The organism is Aeribacillus sp. FSL K6-8210, assembly GCF_037963925.1.
GTDB classification, from domain to species: Bacteria; Bacillota; Bacilli; order Bacillales; family Aeribacillaceae; genus Aeribacillus; species Aeribacillus composti.
In genome coordinates this window covers 100,001-117,568 of sequence record NZ_CP150172.1, presented here as the reverse complement: position 1 = coordinate 117,568, position 17,568 = coordinate 100,001, and the positions used below count along the sequence as shown (strand labels likewise).

At 34.8% G+C, this 17,568-nt stretch carries 19 protein-coding genes, 9 tRNA genes, 1 rRNA gene and 1 pseudogene (1 of these 30 running past the window's edge); 8 read left to right on the top strand and 22 right to left on the bottom strand.

The window, feature by feature from the left end; translation table 11 throughout:
• Window positions 1–61: 61 nt before the first annotated feature.
• The 5 genes from NSQ41_RS00620 to NSQ41_RS00600 all read right to left on the bottom strand — a co-directional run bounded on the left by NSQ41_RS00620 (window position 62) and on the right by NSQ41_RS00600 (window position 4,277).
• Complete coding sequence (locus NSQ41_RS00620) at window positions 62–736, bottom strand: MgtC/SapB family protein (protein WP_327863051.1); 675 nt, start codon at window positions 734–736, stop codon at window positions 62–64.
• A gap of 813 nt (window positions 737–1,549) precedes the next feature.
• The gene (locus NSQ41_RS00615; protein WP_339210765.1) at window positions 1,550–2,056 is read right to left on the bottom strand and encodes a hypothetical protein; all 507 of its coding nucleotides are present in this window, start codon (window positions 2,054–2,056) and stop codon (window positions 1,550–1,552) included.
• A 146-nt stretch (window positions 2,057–2,202) separates the two neighbouring features.
• Window positions 2,203–3,309 carry a hypothetical protein gene (locus NSQ41_RS00610; protein WP_339198276.1) on the bottom strand — a complete coding sequence of 369 codons (1,107 nt, stop codon included), beginning with the start codon at window positions 3,307–3,309 and terminating at the stop codon, window positions 2,203–2,205.
• Window positions 3,290–3,817: a hypothetical protein gene (locus tag NSQ41_RS00605; RefSeq protein WP_339198273.1), complete on the bottom strand. Its 528-nt coding sequence runs from the start codon at window positions 3,815–3,817 to the stop codon at window positions 3,290–3,292. Before NSQ41_RS00605 ends, NSQ41_RS00610 begins: the two co-directional genes overlap by 20 nt.
• A complete protein-coding gene (locus tag NSQ41_RS00600; RefSeq protein ID WP_339198270.1) occupies window positions 3,810–4,277 on the bottom strand; it encodes a prepilin-type N-terminal cleavage/methylation domain-containing protein in 468 nt (155 codons plus the stop codon). Before NSQ41_RS00600 ends, NSQ41_RS00605 begins: the two co-directional genes overlap by 8 nt.
• Window positions 4,278–4,952: 675 nt before the next feature.
• Between NSQ41_RS00600 and NSQ41_RS00595 the strand changes: the two genes are divergently transcribed.
• From NSQ41_RS00595 to NSQ41_RS00575, 5 genes are all read left to right on the top strand, one after another.
• The gene (locus tag NSQ41_RS00595) at window positions 4,953–5,720 is read left to right on the top strand and encodes a hypothetical protein (protein ID WP_339198267.1); all 768 of its coding nucleotides are present in this window, start codon (window positions 4,953–4,955) and stop codon (window positions 5,718–5,720) included.
• Window positions 5,721–5,781: 61 nt separating this feature from the next.
• Window positions 5,782–6,003: a hypothetical protein gene (locus NSQ41_RS00590; protein ID WP_339210764.1), complete on the top strand. Its 222-nt coding sequence runs from the start codon at window positions 5,782–5,784 to the stop codon at window positions 6,001–6,003.
• Window positions 6,004–6,606: a PilN domain-containing protein gene (locus tag NSQ41_RS00585; RefSeq protein ID WP_339198261.1), complete on the top strand. Its 603-nt coding sequence runs from the start codon at window positions 6,004–6,006 to the stop codon at window positions 6,604–6,606.
• Window positions 6,599–7,405 carry a hypothetical protein gene (locus NSQ41_RS00580; RefSeq protein WP_339198258.1) on the top strand — a complete coding sequence of 269 codons (807 nt, stop codon included), beginning with the start codon at window positions 6,599–6,601 and terminating at the stop codon, window positions 7,403–7,405. The genes NSQ41_RS00585 and NSQ41_RS00580 overlap by 8 nt, the downstream gene beginning before the upstream one ends.
• An 18-nt stretch (window positions 7,406–7,423) precedes the next feature.
• On the top strand, window positions 7,424–8,176 hold the full coding sequence (locus tag NSQ41_RS00575) for a prepilin peptidase (RefSeq protein ID WP_339198255.1): 753 nt from the start codon (window positions 7,424–7,426) through the stop codon (window positions 8,174–8,176).
• A gap of 532 nt (window positions 8,177–8,708) precedes the next feature.
• On the opposite strand, the gene NSQ41_RS00570 is transcribed toward NSQ41_RS00575, so the two are convergent.
• Window positions 8,709–9,062, bottom strand: coding sequence for a hypothetical protein (locus tag NSQ41_RS00570; protein WP_339198252.1), 354 nt, complete (start codon window positions 9,060–9,062; stop codon window positions 8,709–8,711).
• A 541-nt stretch (window positions 9,063–9,603) separates the two neighbouring features.
• Between NSQ41_RS00570 and NSQ41_RS00565 the strand changes: the two genes are divergently transcribed.
• A complete protein-coding gene (locus NSQ41_RS00565; RefSeq protein WP_339210755.1) occupies window positions 9,604–10,719 on the top strand; it encodes an IS4 family transposase in 1,116 nt (371 codons plus the stop codon).
• A gap of 130 nt (window positions 10,720–10,849) precedes the next feature.
• Here the strand turns inward: NSQ41_RS00565 and NSQ41_RS00560 are convergent, their stop codons facing one another.
• The 5 genes and pseudogenes from NSQ41_RS00560 to NSQ41_RS00540 form a co-directional block, all read right to left on the bottom strand.
• On the bottom strand, window positions 10,850–11,068 hold the full coding sequence (locus NSQ41_RS00560; protein ID WP_339210761.1) for a hypothetical protein: 219 nt from the start codon (window positions 11,066–11,068) through the stop codon (window positions 10,850–10,852).
• A 225-nt stretch (window positions 11,069–11,293) separates the two neighbouring features.
• Window positions 11,294–11,539: a hypothetical protein gene (locus tag NSQ41_RS00555; protein ID WP_339210759.1), complete on the bottom strand. Its 246-nt coding sequence runs from the start codon at window positions 11,537–11,539 to the stop codon at window positions 11,294–11,296.
• 32 nt (window positions 11,540–11,571) lie between these two features.
• Window positions 11,572–12,255: an ABC transporter ATP-binding protein gene (locus NSQ41_RS00550; protein WP_339198244.1), complete on the bottom strand. Its 684-nt coding sequence runs from the start codon at window positions 12,253–12,255 to the stop codon at window positions 11,572–11,574.
• A 12-nt stretch (window positions 12,256–12,267) separates the two neighbouring features.
• Window positions 12,268–13,623 carry a hypothetical protein gene (locus tag NSQ41_RS00545; RefSeq protein WP_339198242.1) on the bottom strand — a complete coding sequence of 452 codons (1,356 nt, stop codon included), beginning with the start codon at window positions 13,621–13,623 and terminating at the stop codon, window positions 12,268–12,270.
• 489 nt (window positions 13,624–14,112) lie between these two features.
• Window positions 14,113–14,460: pseudogene (locus NSQ41_RS00540) on the bottom strand (protein rep); the annotation flags it as partial.
• 283 nt (window positions 14,461–14,743) lie between these two features.
• On the opposite strand from NSQ41_RS00540, the gene NSQ41_RS00535 reads away from it, so the two are divergent.
• On the top strand, window positions 14,744–14,950 hold the full coding sequence (locus NSQ41_RS00535) for a hypothetical protein (protein WP_153028081.1): 207 nt from the start codon (window positions 14,744–14,746) through the stop codon (window positions 14,948–14,950).
• A 16-nt stretch (window positions 14,951–14,966) separates the two neighbouring features.
• A complete protein-coding gene (locus tag NSQ41_RS00530) occupies window positions 14,967–15,188 on the top strand; it encodes a hypothetical protein (protein WP_063387107.1) in 222 nt (73 codons plus the stop codon).
• A gap of 259 nt (window positions 15,189–15,447) precedes the next feature.
• Here NSQ41_RS00530 and NSQ41_RS00525 read toward each other — a convergent pair whose 3' ends face one another.
• From NSQ41_RS00525 to rrf, 11 genes are all read right to left on the bottom strand, one after another.
• On the bottom strand, window positions 15,448–16,215 hold the full coding sequence (locus NSQ41_RS00525) for a protein rep (protein ID WP_339210757.1): 768 nt from the start codon (window positions 16,213–16,215) through the stop codon (window positions 15,448–15,450).
• 77 nt (window positions 16,216–16,292) lie between these two features.
• Window positions 16,293–16,365 (bottom strand) — tRNA-Ala (locus NSQ41_RS00520).
• Window positions 16,366–16,376: 11 nt separating this feature from the next.
• A tRNA-Pro gene (locus NSQ41_RS00515) sits at window positions 16,377–16,453 on the bottom strand.
• A gap of 3 nt (window positions 16,454–16,456) precedes the next feature.
• Window positions 16,457–16,533: transfer RNA gene (locus tag NSQ41_RS00510), tRNA-Arg, on the bottom strand.
• A 5-nt stretch (window positions 16,534–16,538) separates the two neighbouring features.
• Window positions 16,539–16,627 (bottom strand) — tRNA-Leu (locus NSQ41_RS00505).
• Between the two features lie 7 nt (window positions 16,628–16,634).
• A tRNA-Gly gene (locus tag NSQ41_RS00500) sits at window positions 16,635–16,706 on the bottom strand.
• A gap of 6 nt (window positions 16,707–16,712) precedes the next feature.
• Window positions 16,713–16,795 (bottom strand) — tRNA-Leu (locus tag NSQ41_RS00495).
• A 7-nt stretch (window positions 16,796–16,802) separates the two neighbouring features.
• Window positions 16,803–16,878 (bottom strand) — tRNA-Lys (locus NSQ41_RS00490).
• 304 nt (window positions 16,879–17,182) lie between these two features.
• Window positions 17,183–17,255, bottom strand: a tRNA-Thr gene (locus NSQ41_RS00485).
• Window positions 17,256–17,409: 154 nt separating this feature from the next.
• A tRNA-Val gene (locus NSQ41_RS00480) sits at window positions 17,410–17,485 on the bottom strand.
• Window positions 17,486–17,507: 22 nt separating this feature from the next.
• Window positions 17,508–17,568: ribosomal RNA gene (rrf, locus tag NSQ41_RS00475) — 5S ribosomal RNA — on the bottom strand (it continues 55 nt past the right edge of the window).

The following is a 17,568-nucleotide window of genomic DNA, read 5'->3' as shown; positions in this document are numbered from 1 at the left end:
CATTTCAACAAAAAAGCTCACTAATAATATTGCCATTTACAATATGGAAAAAACCCGCTCTTTAAAAAACTTTTTTAACTTCTTGAAATTTCAATAATTCGTTTATGATTTCAGGCATTTCATCTTTTGGAAGGCCAATTTCAAGTAAATATGAACGCTTCGCATGTTTAGTTTCTTTTGGCTTTGACAATGTAAAATGAATTTTATAAACAGAAATATTTAATTGTTCAAGTTTCCGAGTAAATTCCACCAAATCATCTTCTGGAAGATTAACTTGTATCCATTTTTTGCTTGACTTCTCAGCAAAAAAAGCCTCCACCTTATTGAGAAAGATCAAACTCAACAATACAATCAAGGTAGAAAAAATCGCCAGCGGATACATTCCTGCCCCAACAACAAGGCCAAGTCCTGCAACAACCCAAATCGAGGCTGCCGTCGTTAATCCTCTTACCGTAACCCCTCTCACTAATATCGTTCCAGCACCTAAAAAACCAATGCCGCTAATGACATAAGAAGGAATTCTTGCTGGGTCAAAACGAATATTTTCATAACGATCCATATATTCTTCAAAGCCATAAAGAGACAGCAGCATCATCATGCAGGAGCCGACACCAACTAACAAATGAGTGCGAAAGCCTGCTGGATGCCGTTTAAATTCTCGTTCAAGGCCAATAAATCCACTTAAAATGACTGCTAAAACAATGCGAATCAACATAATTTTCCATTCCTCAGGCATTATCATTCCTCCTCACCATCCAAATGACTTTTTCTGATTTGGCCATATATGAATAATGACTTTTGTTGTTCTGACCATATATGAATTTTGAAATGATACAGTATTATACTTTCCCATTATATGCGATGAACAGTGCTCAATATTCAATTGTTCTTGAGTATGAGACTAAGAATGATATGAAACAAAAAAGCACTTTTAGAGCTGGCTTTAAAATCAAACGAAGCTTTCACTGCTCATATGCTTCAAGAATGGAACAGTTTATGCTTCTGAAGTAGCGATCAATTAATTATACTCCGATTGAAGGTTTTAAAGAAAGCGAGCTTGATTGCAATAGATGCGGAGGATCTTCAGAAGAAGCGAGCTCTTAGTTGTTCGTAAATTTGTCGTTTTTGTTCGTTCTGTTTTAAGCTGTTTTGTCTGTTTGTTGTATATTTCCATTTACAAGAGGATAAAAGAGGCTTGAGCTTCTCAAACCGCATTGCAGCGAATAATTGTTTCGTCCATACTTTTTTACAAGGATAAGCAAATCTCGCCTCCATCGCTTTTCTCAGATTAATTAAAACGGTTTGCATCATTCAAATCAATTAAAGATGTTTTTGTAACAGCAAAAATATCCATTTCGGCTTTCGACAATTTTCTCGAAAAATTGGCTTTTAGACTGTCATTTCTTAATTTTTCATTTTATGATCATAACGGAAAGTATTGCAACGGAAAAACATCACAAAAAGCTAAAAAAGAAGCCGATTCCTCCACCGCCTTCACTATACACGAGAGGCGGCGGTCATATCGGCAAAAAAATAAGATGAAAGGTATTTATTCTATGTCACGATTAATAATTTTAGGCGGATCTAAGTTTTTAATAACGGGCTCTCTAGACTTTATATCTGCATACGTATTGATAATTTCCGGATCATAAATAATTTGCAGCCTAGAAAGCTTGCCTATTTGGTTTTGTGCACCTTCAAAATAATCGTTATTCGTAATTTTTTGCGCCCCACTAAAATTTTGATTGCTGGCCCGTCCCCTTATCGCATTTAAAACAATGCGCCTCGCTGATATTCCTCCTTCTATACGAATATTTGAACCAACTCCAAACATTTCTAATGCTTGTTCTGAATAGAAAAACCCTTTAATATTACTAGGTTCATCCTGGTTAACGCTATTATTTCTAATGTTTATATTTCCATTTGCAAAAATAATTAACGAACCGTTTTGGCCTAATCCATTGATGCGCGAATATTCAATCGTCACATCCCCCATTACATACATAATAGAATTAAATTCCGCATCAGCACCTCTAATCGTCAGATCACCGTTCACAAATATGGGGCCGTCCACCCGAATTTTGTCATAATTATTTGGGTTGTACGAATCAGACCACTCGTTGCCAATTGTTAAATTTTTCTCTATATAGGCTCCCTCCTTAAAGGTGGTCTGTTTGAATTGATTATCTGAATTGCGAATTGTTAATGACCTGCAGTGGCAAAGCTTTTAAAAAGATTATTCCCAGTAAATGTGTAATTTCCATCGTATTTTTCATTACACCATAAAAAACATTCATCATGACTCGCATAAACTTTGTCATTAGGCCGATTTTGGTTTGAGATTAGTCTATTATTAGCTTTTATGATCGTTACACCGGGAGAATTATGTTTATAATAAAAAACCGATTTTTGTGCAGGAATTTGAATGTCATCACGGATCGGCTGCCTTTTTACAATAACCGGGGCTTGCCGATTGTAAAAAGCATCATCAATACGATCTGTTAGCTTTGTATAAGAACTTCCAAAATTAGAAGTTGTAATATGTTGTTCATATGGAGGAATATGATTAAAGGTAAAAATATTTCCGCCAAGTAGTAAGTTTGCGTTTGCTTTTCCTTGTGCCGGCAAAATGCTCGGGTAAACGGACGCAATCCATTTCTCCTCACGATTTAATAATGCATATCCGCGGTTCGTTATGATTAAATTCCCGTCTACCTTCATATCCCCTGTGATTGAAACCCCGCCGTGCAAAAACAAATTTCCTTCACCAGGTATACAGGTATTTGGAGTTTTACATAATTTGTTGGCACCGAGCGCATAATGTAACGTCTCCAAAACAGATTGTGCACCAATTTCAACTTCTGAAATAACCGTTTTTTCCTTGCCATCAACAAATCCTCTGCTTAAAAAGGTTATCTTCTTCTTTAGCGGGTTTTCTTCACCATTTTCTATTACATTTTCTATATTTCGTATATATACTCGATATTCACCAATTGCGCCAGTATTGTGAACACTATTTACCTCGTCTTTATAGCGATTTAAAATCGTATTTAATTTCGTTATAAACTCGCTGCGGGTAATTCCTTCTTCTCCGAGTTCATTTTTCAAATCACTTTGAATCTGACTCGTAATATGCTCAATTCCTTTATTGGCTAATTCACGAGCTTGAACATAATCCTCGCTTGTTTGATTTCTTTTCACCCCAGATAAAGCCACTGTCAAAACGGAAACAGACAAGACTGTAAATAGTAAAAAGATCAACATGGTTAAGATCAAGGAGTATCCTTTTTCATTCATTATGATTTTCATTATTATTTTGCACTCCTTTTCGATCATCAATAATGTTCACAATACTTTTCAGTTTCATTGTTTGCTGTGTTTTAGTAGATTGTAAAACTAACAAAATTTCAAACACATCTTCTCGTTCAGTTTCTATCAATTTTGATTCGCGAGAAAGCACGATATTTCCGTTTGTTAACGACAATTCTTTGTTATTAATCACTACACGTGAATGTTCATGATCAAAACCAATTTTGCTGCCGTCATTTTTGATCAAAAAGTAATTCCCGCTTGGATCCGGCAATTTCTGCTCCTTAATCTCACTAACCTTTAACACAAACAGCTCATCAATTAAATGGGCGAGTATATAATCTGCTTCATCGCGCAATGCTGCTTCTTCCATAGCACGGTCATATGTTTTTAATCCGCTAAAAAGAACAGAGTAAGCGATCAGTCCGATAACAGAACCCAATAAAACCACTGAAAGAACTTCTACTAACGTAATTCCTTTACTAGAGGATATGATTTTTTTACTCATAGCTCACATACCCTTCAACCTTTGAAGTAATGGGTGTTTTTGAATTTTGTAAATTCACTTCAACAAGTACATTCATTAATCGAATCGCTTTTTCATTAGCAGTTTGACTGACCGTTACTTGAACTGCATACGTTTTATTATTTATAAGTGGAGAAAACAAAAGTTCACATTCATCGGGATCTGGACGGTTCGAGCAGCTGTCAGAAGTATAAACTTGCGGCTGATTAAAGCGATCATTATCTGGTTCATCAATATAAGAAAAAGGATTCATCTTAATTCTTTCCATTGTTGATTTCGCCAGATGAATTGCCACTAATTGATCATTGTTTACTACAGTTGTTTTATTTGTAAAAACAAAAAGATTAAGAAATGCCAAAATAATGATGGAAAGAATGACGAGAGAAATTAGTATCTCCACAAGTGTAAACCCGTCCATTCTCTTCACAATCTTCATTTTCATAGAATATTCACCCATTTTTTAAATATTAAGTAATAGTCGCAATGGCTGTAGTGAATTGGAACTATATCCTCTGAAATTGGACTTTTTGACTAAAAAACCATTGTCTTAAACGAATCATAATAATAGAATGTAAGTATATGGAACATTTTTACTAAATCCGTAAAAATTTTTCTCTCCAAAATTTGCTATGATTATACAAAAATACATTATTTATTACTTTTATTTTACTTCAAAATAAAGCCTTTTAGACTAAAAGAAAACAATATTTTTACTATTTATTCAAATTTTTACATTTTATTGTGGATGAATTGCTGTAATTTTGCTATTATTATACAAAATATTCCATCTTCGTTGCTTTCATTTTGCTCCAAAATAGGTCTTTTTAACTAAATAAAGCTGTATTTTTTACCTATTTTGTAAAATTTTATATTTTTACAGGCTGAATTAGACAAATCAATTGTACTTCTTCTTTTACTCATACGATGAAGAAACAAGCTCTAAGGAACTGGAGCCTTGCGCAATCAACCGCGCTTCTAAAAGATCCCGAATATTGGCATTGAAATGAAAAGTCAACCTTAGTAATATATATTTATTTGCCGGTTTCAGTCTTCTAAGCTTGATCAGACAAATGATACATAGAAAGGCAGGTTCTTTATGAGCAGGATGAAAAGGTTAATGGCTTTGTTTTTTTCTTTCATAATCGTTATATCAGCTGCGACCATTAGTTTCGGAACTCCCCATATCGCAAACGCTGCCTTTACAATTCCTGATGGTTCTACAGTCGGAGGAATTGATGTCGGTGGAATGACTGTTGATGAAGCTAAAGACATTTTATCAGATAAGATCAATGAGTGGAAAAATCAAAGTGATATGACGATTGAATCACCCACGGAAATATTAACCATTCCATCTGAAGATATTCAGTATGACCTGAATCAAACGATGGATCAATTGCTCGAAAAAACAAAAACACCGTGGTATGCCTTCTTTATTAAAAAAAAATCAGTTGATCTGCCGTTGGTTGTAAAAGTGAATATAACAGATGAAGAACTTTCAGAATGGCCGAACCATATTGATAAAGTCAAAACGATAAACAACGTTGAAACAACGGCCTCTTATTTAGGAGAACATAACATTCAAGCGGTTTTAACAGAAGCAAACGAACAAAATGATGTAATTGCTGAAGCAAGCTGGAATATTCCGAAAGACTATATCTTTTTAGATGAGTTAGTAGAAGAATTAAATGGAAAAAAGATAACACCTGGAAATTCATTTTCGTTTTTGCAGCAAGTGGCAAATGAGGTGAGTTATTTTAGGGAGGATGATGGAAATTTCGTCGTTTCTATGCTGTATTCTTTGCTACTGCAAACAAATGTAGAGATTATTGAGCGCCATTCGCAGCGAGTAATTCCGGCCTATTCATCTGCTCACCTGGACGTATAATGGTGACGAAGCGCAATTTTTAGGTTTAATTGATGATCAAATAATGGAATTGGAGCGGATGATGAATTTTTACCGCTACTCCATTCATAAAGGTCAGAAAGCTGTATCGAAAATTATGCTGTTAGGAGATTTTCCAAACTTAGATTTGATTAGAAAAAAAATAGAAGGTCAATTTCAAATTCCCGTTACGATTTTAGATGCTTACCTTTCTCCTGAAAAAATGGATAAAGTTCCTCGTCATTTTATACCTGCTTTGGGGCTTGCCTTGAAAGGGGGAAGTTAAGTGATCCCTGAAATAAATTTATTGCCGAAATCCGAAAGACAAAGTTCGACGGTTTTGATTATTTTTATCTCTTTTCTTATTGTTTGGCTAATCTGTTTATCGATCGTTATTTATCAATATATTCATACGAAAAATGAGAAAAAACTGGCCGATACGAGAATCGAAAATTTAAAAATGGATAAGGAAATTTTAGAAACTCAAGTAGAAAATCAAAAAAAACAACAATCAGGCAGCTTAGAAGAAGCGGTTGCTAAAGCAGAGGAATTGACCGCACCTACCTCACATTTCATTGAAGAATTGCTGGAATTGCTGCCAAATCATAGCTATTTAAGCCATTATGAATATGAAAATAAACAATTGTCGATCCAAACCCAATTCGAATCATTGGATGTTGCCGCATCTTATGTTGCAAAGCTCGTCTCTTCCCCTCTTTTTACAAATGTAAGGATCAAAGAAATTAAAACCTTCACATTTGAAGAAGCTTCAGATGAACAAGTGGATGAAGAAATGTTCAAGGAGATTCCGAGATATGATGTGAATATTATTCTTGAGACTCATTCTTCGGCGTTAGAGGACGAAAACGGGGGTGAAGAAGATGAGTGATTTCCTCCAAGAAAGGAAAATCTTTTTTTATTGTTTAATCGTTTTACTGTTTTTGCTTATTGGCGTTGTGTATATGTATACGGTAAAGCCTTTGAAAGACGATGTTGCGCTTGCACAGTTAGATGCCAATCAGCTTGAAGTGGAAATGAAGCAATTGGAAGCACAATTGAATAAAAGTAAAACGGATAAGGAAGAAAATACTGCTCAATTAGAGAAAAAAATGCCGTTAAGCCGCAATATGGACCAGCTGCTGCTTGATTTACAGGAAGCGGAATACGTCAGCGGCAGCCAAATCCAGAACATTTCCTTTCAGGATGAGCAAACGCTGTCTGAATCGGAATTATTATCGGAAAACAATAAAACAGATACGAACGATACGAACGAAAATAAGGAGCAAAATGAATCAACCGAAATGGAGTCTACAGCCAATCAATCTGAAAATGAAAATACGGATGCTCCGTCTAATCAAAGCGAAAACCAATCAGCTTCCAACGAAACGACAGAGAAAGAAAAATATAAAAACGTGAAGCTAATAACCTTTAATCTGTCGGTTGTTTCACCAGATTTCAAGCATTTTTTACAATTCCTACAAGAAATAGAAAAATTAGAGCGAATCACCCGAGTGGACGTCCTTTCGTTCACGAAACCGGGGGAAAAGGAGCTTTTAGAGGACGAAACGAATCAAACCATTACGATGGAAATTCAATTAACTACCTTTTATTTTGATTCAGCAGATAAAAATAACTCATCAGAAATAAATAAGAAAACGCAAAATGATAAAAACAGCCCTGAATACTAATGTACGAGGAGTTTGGCAATGGTTTTCGTTTACCTTTTTTTCTTTGTTATCGGAATCATTTTCGGGTCTTTTTTTAATGTTGTCGGTCTTCGCATCCCGAAAAAACGCTCAATCGTTCAGCCGAGGTCGCACTGCCCGCATTGTGGCCATTTCTTATCCTGGTATGAATTAATACCCATCTTTTCATATGTGCTTCAGAAAGGAAAATGCCGCAGCTGCCGTGTACCGATTTCGGCTATTTACCCAGTGATGGAGCTGTTTACAGGTTTACTATTTGTTTTTAGTTTTTACAAAATTGGATTTAGCAAGGAGCTTATAGTAGCACTATCCTTTGTTTCACTCCTGATCATTATTACGGTGAGTGATTTATCTTACAAATTGATTCCGAATCGAATTTTAATCTTTTTCTTCATTCTATTTGTTCTCCTGCGGACCTGGATTCCGCTTCATCCTTGGTATGATTCGATAATTGGAATGACTGTCGGTTTTATCCTTCTTTATATCATTGCCATTGTAAGCAATGGCGGAATGGGAGGCGGAGATATTAAACTATTTGCTGTTTTAGGATATGCTTTAGGTCTTAAAGGAGTTTTATTAGCTTTTTTCCTGTCTACCTTAATTGGTGCATTATTCGGTCTATTTGGCATCATCACGAAACAATTAAGCCGTAAATCGGCGATACCATTCGGACCTTTCATCAGTATTGGAGCCGTGCTTTCATATTTTTATGAAACGGAAATTTTCCATTGGTATATTCAGTTAATCATATAATGGACAAAAGAGAACAGGTCTGACTTTTCTTTTCTTTTGATATGAAGCAAAAGTATTTTTAACAGCTAGCCTAGCGAGCTAAACGGCCTTTTCAAAATCTTTACAATGGTGATAATGCCATCCATAACAACGATAAATGTTAATTAATAGGTTACTCGCTCTCTTTTCTTGTTGAATATATAAACACTCAAAGCTTGCAGAAGGAATATATACGCTAAATATATGGCAATGGAAAATAATATGTTATATCCCTTATCAATTCCTGAAGACGGCAAATGGAAATAAGAAGAAATATCTAAATGATTGAATATAACGTAATCAAAAACAGCAAATTTACGCAGAAATGCAAAAACCGCAATTTTTGCAATCTCCACAACAAAAAGCATGGAAAAAATAAACATATACTTTTTGAATAGAACAGCCAAAAACATAGATCATGTTACATAAAAAATTGCGGTATAGGACTTCGCAATAAGTAATAACAATGCATGATAAAAAATATCATGATGAAATCCATAAAGTATGATAACGATTATGCTAGTCGATAATACAATGATTCCGTTGCAAATAAATACGAACAAATAAGAAGCGTATATTTATGTAAAATCATTTTACGGGTGCTTTTATTTTTTTCAAAAACTCCATCTTTCATGATTGAAGCAGCAGAGCAAAAAATATAATATAGCAAGGCAATGAGGGCAATGATATCGACAGAGAAGCTTTGGAAAATCAATGACTCCGATTCTTCCGATAAAGCATCCTGTACAGACTTCATATTCTCATTGCTAAGTATGAAATATTGCAGTCCGCATCCTATCATGATTGCAGCAAGTATAACATAAATTGGTTTGTGACGAGAAAAATACATTTTTATTTCATTAACCATTTTCATATCCTCTCATATATTTTGCAAAGTTCCTCTGGAAAACAGTCAATGATCATGCGATCATTTTTTATAGTGAATTGAAATTAATGAATAAAACTAGAGCATTTATTACGATTAAAAACATACACAATAATAGCGCCTTTTTGGAATCGGTGATATTTTTTTTAACAATGATGAATATATATATTACGTTTACAATAATCGTTATGAAAATTTTTGCGTATATATTCGTTGAAATATTGTAAACATACTCTTGATGAATAAAGTTTGTGATAATGATCGTAATGGAAAATGGCAAATATCCAATCATTAAATAAAAAAAGCTTGAAAATATGGATGGATATTTCTGCGGTTTAAATAATAGTATGATAAATCGATAGATAAAAGCTTGAAAGAAAAGACACTAGCATTGCAGTAATTAAATCTGATGATTCAAAATACTAAGAATGTTCAATTTTTTATTGATTTCGAAACAAAAAAATCCTTTACAATGGAAGTACAGGTGGTTCCTGTCCAAATCCAATCGTAAAGGATAACTATTATGGACAAGAATACACTAATTTCATCATTTGGTAAATGGGTTTCACCCATAAATATTCAAAAACTTAGCGAACAAGTCAAAGAATTGAAACAGGACTATTACACAAAAAAGCTGACAACAGAAGCCTATATTAAACTTTTATTGGTAGCCCAGCTGCTCGAATTTAAGAGCTTAGAGGAAATGAGTGATGCACTTGTAGACGAAGATCTTCAAAAAGCACTCGGATTTGAATCGATAAGTGCCTCTCAGCTATCCCGAAAAAACAATCAGATCAACCCACTAATTCTTGCAAATTTGTTCTTGGATCTTGTTTGGAAAATTCAACGGCACCATTATCAAAACGGAAAGAATATGCCACTGAAAATCATTGATTCAAGTACACTCCCGTTGAATTTGACCCATTATAAATGGGCAAAATTCCGTAAAACAAAAGCTGGTGTAAAGCTACACTTACGGCTCGTTTTCATGGATAAAGACACCGTCTATCCTGAAAAAGCAGTGATTACGACAGCAAAAGAACATGACCGAAATCAACTCGAAGTCCTAGTGGATGATCAAGAAGCCATGTATGTGTTTGACCGCGGTTATGTGGACTATGAACGTTTTGATCGGATGACAGATGATGGCTATTTCTTCGTTTCAAGACTGAAGAAAAACGCAGTCATTCGTGAAGTCTATACATTTTCACTTCCTGATGATTGTCACGTTCTATCCGATAAAATGGTCTACATTGGTACCACACAAAATCGTACTGAAAATGTCTATCGTCTACTAGAAGTTATGGACACAAAAGGGAACTTACTTCGTTTCATCACCAACCGATTTGATTTAAAACCAGAAGAGATAAGTGATATTTACCGATCTCGCTGGGCTATTGAACTCTTTTTCAAATGGCTCAAGCAACACGTAGAAATTAAGCACTTTTATGGAATGAGTGAAACAGCTATTCAAAATCAAATTTTCTTAGCCCTGATCACGTATTGCTTACATGTTCTCATTCAATTGGAGATGAAAAGTAAGAAATCCCTACTTCGAATTACTCGTTGGTTAAAGAGAGCTCTGTGGAAACCAGCTTATGTTTGGTTGCGAAAATTTGATGGGCGAGCCAGTCCATAATCTCCCTTTTGTCGTTGTCGCTCTGGTTTAACTGTATATATTTACCAAATGGGCAGTGCCACCTTTCTTTAGGTTTTGTCTTTTTGGCACAAATTCACAAAAATTAATTAACAGAAAATTCTAACTATATTTATGCAATGCTAATGAAGAAAAGAAAAACAATCGAAAAGATCATTATGACAAAATTTAGGAATACAAACATGATTTCTTTCGTTTTAAAAATGTTCATTTCATAGATTACACTGCCTTGATTCATGATCATGTATTGACTGATAAATTGTATGGATAATAAATACCAAAGCGTAAACAGTATTAATAATATTTTTTCATTTGCTTTTAATTTAACCATTTATGTCCCCCCAGAAATTCAAAAGCATAATATTCCACTATGGCTGCAACAAAGTAAACAGCTATCATTGTCAGCAATAACATACAAACAGCCTTTATATTTTCTTTGTTTATTTCTTTTTTTAACACAGTTTTATAAAAATCTTTCATTCTTTTCGAAGCGATGATACATATGATCCATCCTACTATTTCTATCGGCGTATGGAAAATTAAAGTCATGAAAGTTTTATATACGCCAAAGAGCTCTATGCCAAAATATATGTTTAACCCTAAAAAAAAATGAATTATATAAAATAATCGGATAAGATATGAAACTTGTTAGCAGAACTAACATAATGCCGATTGAGGCGTTATTGAAAAAAATATCAATAAAATTTAGATCGAGAGCTTCCCTTTTTAAATCGACTTCTAATAATGCGCCAAAGAAGAATCCTGCCAATAAAAAACCAAATATAAGCAGAGGAATTTTCATGAACTCTTCCCTTTTTATGACGAACTGACGATTCATTTATACTGCTCCTGTTCTAAACCTAAATACTGAAATATATTTTTTTTATAACTTTGAGTATTTACGTTTGTAATCTGCTTAATCGTTTTGCTATCTTCCATCACAATGCACTGCTTAGTGTACCTTTCGATATCATGAAAATTATGGGTAGTGATGATAATTGTGAAGTTAAACTTATTTTTTCTGAGCAGCTCTTTAAAATTCATTTCAGATTTATAATCTAAACCGTTAAATGGCTCATCAAATATTAAAATATCTGCATTGGACATAAATCCCATTAATATAATCAATTTTTGCTTTTGCCCTAAAGAAAGACCTTTTAACTTGTTCGGTAAAAATTCTTTAATATTCAATACTTCAAATTCGTTTAATAGCTCTTCAAGCTCTTCTTTATTTTTATTATGAATTCGTGAATGTAACTCGAGAAACTCTTGTGCTGTCAATTCATCAAAAACTAAATATTCAATATCCAAGTAAACGATTTTCTTATTACGATTTAAGCTCTTAACAGAAGCATTTTCCGTTTTGATTATATTCGACAATATTTGCACGGTTGTAGTTTTGCCCACGCCATTTGGCCCGACAATGGCTGTCACTTCATTTTCAGGTATTGAAAAAGATATATGATCTAAAATTTTTTTCTCCCCTATGCTATACGTTAAATTTTTAATTTCTAACATTTATTTTTTACCTCACTTATGTAATTCGTCAAAAAAGCTCTTCCTCCAATAATGCGCCAATATTGACACACAAAATAGTATGACGGAAACGAGCAGCAACATCGTTGTAGCTAAGCTGGAGCTCTTTATGCTGCTACTGTTTACAAGAATGCTAATAATGGCACTGGGAACAAACGCTATTAATAATACGTTGGATAAACCTTTTTTTGTGTGTATAAACAAATTAGGCAATTCACTTTTCTTCAATATTTTTCTCGTGATTAAAATGATTAGTTCATCTGCCTTAATGTCTAATATGTATACAAGCATCAGCAGGAAAGCATAAATATATTGCTGATTTAAAATGAGATAACAGAGGTGAAATAGTAAAACGGGCAATAATAAGAAGAAATTATTTAAGTTAATATTCATCATAAACTCAGATTGAATTTTTTTGTCTAAAGACTTTAAATAAAACAAATAATAACCATAAGTTTCCATAGTTAAAAAATCAATAAATTTGATTTTTACAAAAAGAGATGAAATTAAATAGGATATGATTATCAGTGATTCTTCGATATTGCTGATGAAAACAAACAAGCTGGATGTGATCTGTATCAAAGTCAAAAATATGAAGGGTATAAAAAATAGTTTGAAATAATGGATTAATTGTTTTTCCTGGAAAATTCGTGTAGTAGCTTTAATATATCTTAATAAAAAATAGTTAGATATTAACAGAATTAATAGAAAAGCCACCCATAAAAATAATAAAACCTCGATTTTATTGGTTGCACTCGCGAAGCTAAAACCTGCTTTTTGCGATACTTCTTGAATGATTTGATAACTTAACAATATTACAAACATGAGACGAGCCATTTTTAAAATATTTAATATGTATTGAAATTCTGATATTTTAGCAAACAAAGAAAGATAAATGATGATACAGCTTAAAATCAATAAGATCAAAAAAAGTTGTTTATCTAAAAATGCATAATATATAAACTGTATCAGTATCCATGTATAAACGTTTTTAAAATTAGCAGTGATTACATAAAAAATAGACGGTATTAATCCATAAACTTTTTTAAATCCTTTTGGAACTTCAAATCTTAACAAAGTTATAATGATAAATAATTCCATTAAATATTTTGCGATTAAAATTTCCCATTTATAGTCATTTAAAATACGATGAATATGTACATTTTGAGAAGGGTCTAGTAAAAGAATAATCCCTAATAATAAAATATTTGACGCTGCATAAAAGTATATATAATATTTCGCCAGATACTTAAGTTCAGGTAAAATTTTTTCAAATTTTTCATACAAATTGCTTTGATATGCTCTTAAAGCATTGATTGCAATAAGAAAAAAAATTCTTACATATGACATAGTCTGCACCTCATCAATAAAACCATAAAACGAAATTTAGAAACAATGTTCATTACGCGATGTTTATCTATTTTCTTAAATTTTTCCTAAAAAATAATGAAGCTGCTGAGCCATTGTATAGCTGAACTCATATTTAAACTCTCACTTTCTCTTCATCTGATCAATTAAATAATATTACCAAATATACCATTAATCAACCATATTTAGCGATTTATTAGAAATTCTCCCATTTTTTATGTTTCGATCGATATCGATAGTTTTGTTTGCCCCCATCGCTATACACTTTTCGGATCATACTAACGGCTTCAAAGCACTATGTTAAGCAACACAAAAAAATGTGCTCCTTATGCTCCCTTCGGTCCGCTACCGCACATTTTAATTGACAACCGCCATGCGTCACCTTCTTCCCTCTAGTGACCCGCCGAGCAATAAAAAAAGATACGAAAATCATCTCCCGTATCTTCTGTATCTCTAATTTTCTACACCCTATTAATCTCTCTTTATCACATAATTTTTTAAACCGATATGCCACTTGCCAATCACATCAAAAGCACCGTTTGCTACTTCGTCATTTTCGGAGATATAGACTAAATCTCCATCTTCTGCATCTCCCAAATTCAATTCCTTGTGGATCTGTTTCAGCAAACCACCATAACCGATTAATCGCTTATATGCCAAGGCGTTGTCTAACACCAAAACGGTTTCCACATTTTCATCCGTGACCTTATTCCCTTTAATGACATCCGTATCTTTGACTGGATACTTAGAAACTTCCAAAATAGCATTTTGTTCTCTGATAGCTTTTTTAAAATCTTTCTCGTATTCTTCTAAGTCTTTTTTATATCTTTTCCAAACCACCTCAAGCATCAAACAAACAGCAATGAAAGCAGCTAAAATAATCGTCGCTGTAGCAAAGGAAGTATGCTCTCTAATGTTGTACATTATCAATCCCAAAAACCACACGTTATAAAAAGTAAAACGTTTTTTCCTATCTTTAATTCAAACCCTTCTAAATTTTCGACTAATTCTAATTAAATCATATCCAAAGTATCCCAAAAAGACTTATATTTGTTTATAGTAGTAGTATATTGGCCCATATAATTCCAGGAAAGGATGTTTTTTGATTGAAAAAGAGTGTGAAAGTAAAGGAGATAATGCTATGATTGTGAAAAAGAAGAAATTTGGTTTTTTAGTGAAGATTATATTGGTTGCCCCACCTCTGTTAGGATCAACAAGTTTTTTGGGATTTAATAAATCAAGTAATGTTGCTCATGCAGCAGAAAAGAGAGTTGTAGTAGGGTCTTATACTTTATCCAAAGCTCAATAAAGAGTTGGCTAATAATATGAAAGCAATAAAAGGTAATAGTAATCTAAAAATTGTTATTTTAGCTATTGCTACTAAATGGGGTGGAGTTGCTGGATGGGCTTCTGCATTAGCAACACAACTGAGTTCTAATTCTCTTTATAAAAAAGAAGTTATAAATGCTGCAAAAAAAGGAAAGAGATTAAAAATAACAATAACTGATTATAAAAATTACCATACATCCTATTCAGTACAAATATAATACACGATTGTAAAATAATTTAAAATGGGGCGAGATTATGAATAAAAACTCACTGATAGCATTTTTAAAAAGTTATATTAGCCTCGCGGCTATAATGTTATTGATTTATTTAATCTTAGGTCCATCTGAAAATGTATCTTTGATTTTTGTTATGGCATTAGGGCTACCAATAACGGCAATAATGGTCTTCACAGGATGGGACAAAAAGTTAAAAAAACATCTACCTTAGTAAGAAATGCAGGCTCTAGGCCTGCTTTTCTTACTTGATTATGTAATTCTTTATGCCAGGATGCCAATAAGCCATAACCTCAAATGCAGCGTTTGCCACCTCATCATTTTCTTCCTCAATCTTAACCAGATCGCTGTCCTCTGCATCACCGAGATTCATTTCCTTATGTATCTCCTTCAAAATGCCACCATATCCGATTAGTCGCCGAGCCGACAGCGCGTCGTCCAGATAGTAGACCGTATCCAAATTGTCTTCAGTCACCTTGTTGCCGCGGACAAGATCTGTATCCTTCACAGGGTACTTTGAAATTTCCAAAACAGCTTTTTGCTCCTCTATAGCCTCTCGCACTTCACTCTCGATCTGTTCAGCATCAATCTTGGTTTTCCCTTTGCCCCGCTGTATATGTACAATCGGCGTGTAATCAAGTTTCATTGCCTTTTTCCAAAGGCTTGTCCAATCTTTTTGACTAATATATAACTTGCCTGTGAAATAACTTTTCTTTACTGGTAATAACACATGAAAATGTGGATGATATGTATGTTCTTCATGATTTTTCGTGATTTCTAAAGCTCGAAAATACCCAAGGACGGCTGCATCAAATCGCTTGTACTTCGTCAAACGATTAAACCCCTTCATCATATCGGAAATCGTTTGGCGAAGCTCTCCTCCCTCGACATTCCGAACTGTCAGTGTGAGAAATAACCAAGCACAATGATATCGCCGATTGGCTTCCTCAACAATCAATTTATTGTGATATGCAATTTTTAACGACCTGCGCCAGGCATGTCCATTTTTCATGGGCAATAAAAAAACCTTAGGAATCTCCCTAAGGTTCAGTGGATTATTGGAATTGGTTGTATAAATAAATATTTGGATGGAGCCTAGCGGGATCGAACCGCTGACCTCCTGCGTGCAAAGCAGGCGCTCTCCCAGCTGAGCTAAGGCCCCTTTAAATTCCCTGGTCGGGAAGACAGGATTCGAACCTGCGACCCCATGGTCCCAAACCATGTGCTCTACCAAGCTGAGCTACTTCCCGATATGGCGCGCCCGAGAGGAGTCGAACCCCTAACCTTTTGATCCGTAGTCAAACGCTCTATCCAATTGAGCTACGGGCGCCAATATGGTGCCGAGGACCGGACTTGAACCGGTACGGTAGTCACCTACCGCAGGATTTTAAGTCCTGTGCGTCTGCCAATTCCGCCACCCCGGCAGAGAAAAGCGGAAGACGGGATTCGAACCCGCGACCCCCACCTTGGCAAGGTGGTGTTCTACCACTGAACTACTTCCGCATATGATGCGGGTGGAGGGACTTGAACCCCCACGCCATAAAGGCGCTAGATCCTGATTCTAGTGCGTCTGCCAATTCCGCCACACCCGCGTCAAAATGGTGAGCCATGGAGGATTCGAACCTCCGACCCTCTGATTAAAAGTCAGATGCTCTACCGACTGAGCTAATGGCTCATAAAAAATTTTTTTCTCCTAATCCATTTTTCATTTGTCAGATGTCCCTTCCTCTGCCAGTCTTTTCGAGGATGTTGGATGCGTCGGGACAACTCGTCGCTTATTCGATGAAGCCTTGCTCGTTGCTCTACCTGCTGAGCAATGGCTCATGATCAAAAATATTTTTTCAGCTGTCTCTTCTGTCTTAACTATTGGGAAGACGATCAATGACATCAGGGCAAAACAACCTGCCACAAATTTGATGAAGCATTGCTTGTCTGACAACTGATTGAAAGACATATTCATAATAAAACAACTAAAATGATGCCGGCGAGAGGAATCGAACCCCCAACCTACTGATTACAAGTCAGTTGCTCTGCCAATTGAGCTACACCGGCATAATAACAACTTCAATACTCAGTTTTTGCCTTTGCTTAAATTGTTATTCCAATGAAAGTAAGCTTGCTTAAGAAGAATCTCAATGTAGTACGCTGAAGTATAATCAAAGAAGACAGAACATGCTCTCCAATTGATCTTCACGAGCATGCAAGATGGTGGAGGATGACGGGATCGAACCGCCGACCCCTTGCTTGTAAGGCAAGTGCTCTCCCAGCTGAGCTAATCCTCCTAAAAACAATTAAATAAAGGCAGCCTGGCAGCGTCCTACTCTCACAAGGGACAAACCCTCACTACCATCGGCGCTGAAGAGCT